This window comes from Allobosea sp., assembly GCF_030694325.1.
Classification (GTDB): Bacteria; Pseudomonadota; Alphaproteobacteria; order Rhizobiales; family Beijerinckiaceae; genus Allobosea.
In genome coordinates this window covers 1-4,882 of record NZ_JAUXYO010000132.1, presented here as the reverse complement: position 1 = coordinate 4,882, position 4,882 = coordinate 1, and the positions used below count along the sequence as shown (strand labels likewise).

At 68.5% G+C, this 4,882-nt stretch carries 7 protein-coding genes, 1 other RNA gene and 1 pseudogene; 2 read left to right on the top strand and 7 right to left on the bottom strand.

The features are described from left to right. Positions 1 to 193, top strand: a pseudogene (locus Q8M82_RS08035) (hypothetical protein); the annotation flags it as partial. A gap of 120 nt (positions 194 to 313) precedes the next feature. Here the strand turns inward: Q8M82_RS08035 and Q8M82_RS08030 are convergent. From Q8M82_RS08030 to Q8M82_RS08000, 7 genes are all read right to left on the bottom strand, one after another. After that, positions 314 to 544, bottom strand: a complete 231-nt coding sequence (locus tag Q8M82_RS08030) for a ribbon-helix-helix domain-containing protein (protein WP_305690845.1) — start codon at positions 542 to 544, stop codon at positions 314 to 316. After that, the gene (locus Q8M82_RS08025; RefSeq protein ID WP_305690844.1) at positions 541 to 738 is read right to left on the bottom strand and encodes a DUF4169 family protein; all 198 of its coding nucleotides are present in this window, start codon (positions 736 to 738) and stop codon (positions 541 to 543) included. The genes Q8M82_RS08030 and Q8M82_RS08025 overlap by 4 nt, the downstream gene beginning before the upstream one ends. A gap of 14 nt (positions 739 to 752) precedes the next feature. Further along, entirely contained in the window at positions 753 to 2,147 is a 1,395-nt protein-coding gene (gene fumC / locus Q8M82_RS08020; protein ID WP_305690843.1) for a class II fumarate hydratase, read from the bottom strand. An 88-nt stretch (positions 2,148 to 2,235) separates the two neighbouring features. After that, positions 2,236 to 2,862, bottom strand: coding sequence for an SspB family protein (locus Q8M82_RS08015; RefSeq protein WP_305690842.1), 627 nt, complete (start codon positions 2,860 to 2,862; stop codon positions 2,236 to 2,238). Positions 2,863 to 2,920: 58 nt separating this feature from the next. Further along, positions 2,921 to 3,332, bottom strand: a transfer-messenger RNA (tmRNA) gene (gene ssrA, locus Q8M82_RS08010). Positions 3,333 to 3,351: 19 nt separating this feature from the next. After that, on the bottom strand, positions 3,352 to 3,711 hold the full coding sequence (locus Q8M82_RS08005; protein WP_305690841.1) for a hypothetical protein: 360 nt from the start codon (positions 3,709 to 3,711) through the stop codon (positions 3,352 to 3,354). Positions 3,712 to 3,846: 135 nt separating this feature from the next. After that, a complete protein-coding gene (locus tag Q8M82_RS08000; protein WP_305690840.1) occupies positions 3,847 to 4,155 on the bottom strand; it encodes a PepSY domain-containing protein in 309 nt (102 codons plus the stop codon). Between the two features lie 191 nt (positions 4,156 to 4,346). Between Q8M82_RS08000 and Q8M82_RS07995 the strand changes: the two genes are divergently transcribed. Then, positions 4,347 to 4,882: thymidylate synthase (locus Q8M82_RS07995; RefSeq protein ID WP_305690839.1), on the top strand; the 536-nt coding region annotated here is incomplete at its 3' end.

Sequence of the window (4,882 nt, the reverse complement as noted above, 5' to 3'; positions counted from 1 at the left end):
GCGAGCTGCTGCTGAGCGCGCGGCTGCTGAGCGGGCCGCGACGCCGCAGCCGCTGCCTGGTCCGCTGATCCTGCCCACGGCGCCGCGGGCCAATTTCCCCGACCCCGTGCTGCAGCCCGCGCCGCCGCTGGCGCCGCCGGTGGACATCCAGTCCGTGCCGCGGCCGCTGTCGCGCGGCGTCCCGCCCGGCTGAGCTATCGCCTCACAGTCTGAATCAGGACGTCGCGCCGTTGATTCAGGCGTCGCCTGGAACCTGCTGTAACAAAAAGGTTATCCGGGCAACGGACGGAGGCTCGCCGCCGGCCTTGCGGCGTCAGGCCCCGCGGTCCGCCGCCAGCCGCCGGTAGTGCGCCAGCACATGCAGGCGCAGCGCCGAGGAGAGGTTGACGCCCTGGCGGCTGCCGTCGATCGCGGCGATCAGGCCCGCCACGGTCTGTCCCTGCGCGGCGGCGATCTCCTTCAGTGCCTCCCAGAAGGGCTCTTCCAGCGAGACGCTGGTGCGGTGGCCGGCGACGGTCAGCGAGCGCTTGCGCTCTGCGCTCACGGCGTGGGCTCTTCGTCGCTCGAACCGAGGCGGTGGCCGTCCAGCGTGCGGACGACCTTGTCGCGCTCGGCCTCGCTCAGGCTCCGCTCCGCCTTGGTCCGGCCGAAGGCGATGCGGTTCTGCTGCGCCTGCTCCTCCGCCTCCTGCCGCGCGCGCTGCTTGCGGGCCCGGCGCAAATTGACGATCTCGGCCATGGCGGGGCGCCGGCTCAGGCCGGACCGAGCATGCGCTCGGGCCTGACGGTGGCGTCGAAGAGATCGGCGGCGACGCCGGCGCGCAGGGCCTCCTCGCGCAGCGTGGTGCCGTTGTGATGGGCGGCCTTGGCGATGCCGGCGGCTCCGTCATAGCCGATCGCCGGCGCCAGCGCCGTCACCAGCATCAGCGAGCGTGACAACAGCTCCCGAAGCTGGTCCTCATTGGCGACGATGCCCTCAACGCAGTTGATGCGGAAGCTGTCGGCCGCGTCGGTCAAGAGCCTCACCGATTGCAGGAAGGCGGCGGCGATCACCGGCTTGAAGACGTTCAGCTCGAAATGGCCCTGGCTCGCGGCGAAGCCGATCGTGGTCTGGTTGCCCATGACCTGCGTCGCGACCATGGTCAGCGCCGCGGCCTGGGTCGGGTTGACCTTGCCGGGCATGATCGACGAGCCGGGCTCGTTCTCCGGCAGGCTGATCTCGCCGAGGCCGGAGCGAGGACCCGAACCCATCAGCCGGATGTCGTTGGCGATCTTGAACAGGTCGGCGGCGAGCGCCGCGAGCGCTCCATGGGCGGTGGCGAGCGCGCCATGGCTCGCCAGCGCCTCGAATTTGTTCTCGGCACTGCGGAACGGCACGCCGGTCAGGGCCGCGACCTCGCGGGCAAAGAGGGCGGCGAAATCGGGATGCGTGTTGAGGCCGGTGCCGACGGCGGTGCCGCCCTGGGCCAGCGCGTAGAGCCCGCCTAGCGACGCCTCGATCCGACTGATGCCGAGATGGAGTTGCATCGCATAGCCGGAGAATTCCTGGCCGAGCGTGACGGGCGTCGCATCCTGAAGATGGGTGCGCCCGATCTTGACCAGATCCTTGAAGGCCGTCGCCTTGTCGGCCAGCGCCTTTTCGAGGGCGCGCAGCGCCGGCAGCAGCGAGCGCGCGATCTCGAGCGCGGCGGCGATGTGCATCGCGGTCGGGAAGCAGTCGTTGGAGGACTGGCCGCGATTGACATGATCGTTGGGATGGACCGGGCTCTTGGCGCCGAGCCCCACGCCGAGCAACTCGTTGGCGCGATTCGCCAGCACCTCGTTGACGTTCATGTTGGTCTGCGTGCCGGATCCGGTCTGCCAGATCACCAGCGGGAAATGGTCGTCGAACTGGCCCGCCAGCGCCTCGTCGGCCGCCTGGCCGATGGCGCCAGCGACGCGCGGGTCGACCAGACCGAGGCGGGCGTTGACATGGGCGGCGGTCTTCTTAACCAGCACGAGGGCATGGACGAGCGGCAGGGGCATGCGCTCGCGCTCGCCGCCGATGCGGAAATTCTCGAGCGAGCGCTGCGTCTGCGCGCCCCAGTAGCGATCCGCCGGGACGGCGATGGGGCCGAAGGAATCGGTTTCGGTGCGGGTCTCGGTCATGGGCAGCCTGCTCTGCGAGGGCTGCCGGAGGCGGCGATGCGCCGAAGGACGAGCCCGTTGCGGTGGTCGGGGTGGGCTCGCGGGCCGATCAGGTCTTCTTGCGGAAGGCGTCGAGGCTCACGACCTGAGCGCCGCCGCCGTCCTCGGGCGTCGCTTCCGTGGCTTCTGCGGCGGGCTCCTGAGCCTGCGGCTTGGCGGCTTTCGACGCGCCCTTGGCGGGAGCCTTGATCGCCGGGACACCGGCCGGAGTCGCCTTGGCGGGGAGGGCGAGGGGGGCAGGCGGCGATTCATTCGGCTCCGAGCCCGCCCCGCGGGGGCGCGGGGTGGCGGCCGCGTCATTGGCCGAGGCCCCCTCGGCGTCCTGGGTCTCGAACTTGAGGCCGAACTGGACCGAAGGGTCGAAGAAGGTGGTGATCGCGTCGAAGGGGATCAGCAGCCGCTCGGGAACGTTCGAGAAGGACAGGCCAACCTCGAAGGCATGCTCGCTGACGCTAAGGTCCCAGAACTGGTGCTGCAGGACGATCGTCATCTCGTCGGGATGCTTGTCGCGCAGGCGCTGCGAGACGCGCACGCCCGGCGCGCCGGTGCGGAAGGTCACGTAGAAATGGTGGTCGCCGGGCAGACCGTCCCGTCCCGCCTCCGCAAGAATCTTGCGCACGACGCCCTTCAGCGCGTCCTGCACCATCAGATCGTAGCGAAGAACGTCCTTGGACATCGTGTCGAGGTTTCCGCTTCCAGCATCCCGCGGCGGCAGCCGGCCAGGCATCGAATGAAGTGGAGGCTTCTGTTGCCAGGCGCCTCCGGGCCCCGCCTTACGTCGCTAAACGGAAGGACTTAGGTTTGGGAACCAGCACCGCTTACGCGGCGACAGCAACCCGAGCATTGTTGTCGTTGGCAACTATGCGTTAGCCCTATAACGGCGGAACCATACCGGGCAAAAGAACGGCCTTTACACTCTCGTCGATCCTATTTCGCCCCCGCCGCAACCCTGCCACTCGGTGGCCTGGCAAGCCCGCGGTCCAAGATCCCGCAGGCCGCCCCATGGCTCGCGCCGCAGGGCTGTGGTGGAGGCGCCGGGTACCGCCCCCGGGTCCGAAAAGCTTATTCCGACGCTCGTTTATCGCCATAGCCGGTCTTGCGATCGGCAAGAGCAATATAGGGGCTGCGGCGGGCGGGGGAAAGAGCCGATGGCGGACGAGCCGGCTTAATTTGCGTAGAGGCCGGTCTGGTCCAGGATGCGGCCGTCATGCACGTGGATATCGACGGTGATTTCGTTGCCGCTGCGATCACGGCCCGCGACCTGCCAGCGCCCGTCGGCGAGCAAGACGTCCTCGACGTGGTCGATGCCCGAGCCCCAAGCGATCCGTCGGGCCGAGTCCTCGGAGATCTTGTCGCGGGAGATTTTTTCGAGGGTTTTGTGCGGAGGGGTGACGGCAGTGGCCGAGACGGTGCCGTCACGGGCAGGCAGGGCGCCCGCTTTGTCCGAGACACAGGACAGCACGATGGCGACGCCGGCCAGCAGCAGCAAGACCGACCCGATGCGGCGCGATCGTATCATCATCATCTCCTCGTCTCGACTTCAGAGGCGGAGATGGTGTCGCGGGCGGCACCGCAAAGGGCGGCGTCGCTCAACTCTCCTCGCGATCGCGTGAGCCGGATTTCGGACCGGCTCACGCAAAGGCTAAGGCGCGTCGCCTGATCAGGGCCGCGCGCCGGCGGCCGCCGGGCGGTCGCGCTCCATCTTGAGCACGCTCCCGTCGGCTGCGCTGAGGTCGATTTCGATCTCGGCACCGGCGGCGTCGCGCCCCTCGATCTCCCATTTGCCGTCGTCGAGCTCGATCTCCTCGATACGGACCATGCCGTTGTCGTTGGCGATGCGGCGGGCCTCGTCCATCGAGATGGCCGGCCGGTCGGGGCGGATCGGAGCCGGGGCCTGGGCCAGGGCACCTGTCGGCAGGGCGAGCAGGGCCGCGAGCAGGACGGCGTGGCGGGGCATGCGCAGGATCATCTCGTCGTCTCCATCGTTTCAGGAACCATTTGGGCAACCGACCGCCGGCGGTTCGGTTCCGGCCGTTGCCACCGGCTGACGCCGAGGGGTGAGACGATCGGGCGCGAGAAAACAGGGGAAGGCGGCCGGGCCGACCGCGCCATCGCCGCGGCCTGCGGCTATGGTGGCGCCGTTTCGACCGAGATTCGCTCATGCGCCAATATCACGACCTGCTCCGACGCGTCCTGGACGAGGGTGTCCGCAAGGACGACCGCACCGGCACCGGCACGCTGGCCGTCTTCGGCCACCAGATGCGCTTCGATCTGAGCGAGGGCTTTCCCCTCGTCACCACCAAGAAGCTGCATCTGAAATCGATCATCCACGAGTTGATCTGGTTCCTGCGCGGCGACACCAATGTGCGCTACCTGCAGGAGAACGGCGTCACGATCTGGGATGAATGGGCCGACGCCAAGGGCGATCTCGGCCCGGTCTATGGACGGCAGTGGCGCTCCTGGCCGGCACCGGACGGCGGCACGATCGACCAGATCGCCTGGCTGGTGAACGAGATCCGGCGCAATCCCGATTCGCGCCGGCTGATCGTCTCGGCCTGGAACCCGGCCGACATCCCGAAGATGGCGCTGGCGCCCTGCCATTGCTTGTTCCAGTTCTTCGTGGCGGACGGGAAGCTTTCCTGCCAGCTCTACCAGCGCTCGGCCGATATTTTTTTGGGCGTGCCCTTCAACATCGC

Excerpts from the sequence above, each read along its gene's own strand:
- Q8M82_RS08025 (WP_305690844.1), bottom strand. The coding sequence starts at position 738 with ATGGCCGAGATCGTCAATTTGCGCCGGGCCCGCAAGCAGCGCGCGCGG.
- fumC (WP_305690843.1), bottom strand. The coding sequence starts at position 2,147 with ATGACCGAGACCCGCACCGAAACCGATTCCTTCGGCCCCATCGCCGTC.
- Q8M82_RS08015 (WP_305690842.1), bottom strand. The coding sequence starts at position 2,862 with ATGTCCAAGGACGTTCTTCGCTACGATCTGATGGTGCAGGACGCGCTG.
- Q8M82_RS08005 (WP_305690841.1), bottom strand. The coding sequence starts at position 3,711 with ATGATGATGATACGATCGCGCCGCATCGGGTCGGTCTTGCTGCTGCTG.
- Q8M82_RS08000 (WP_305690840.1), bottom strand. The coding sequence starts at position 4,155 with ATGATCCTGCGCATGCCCCGCCACGCCGTCCTGCTCGCGGCCCTGCTC.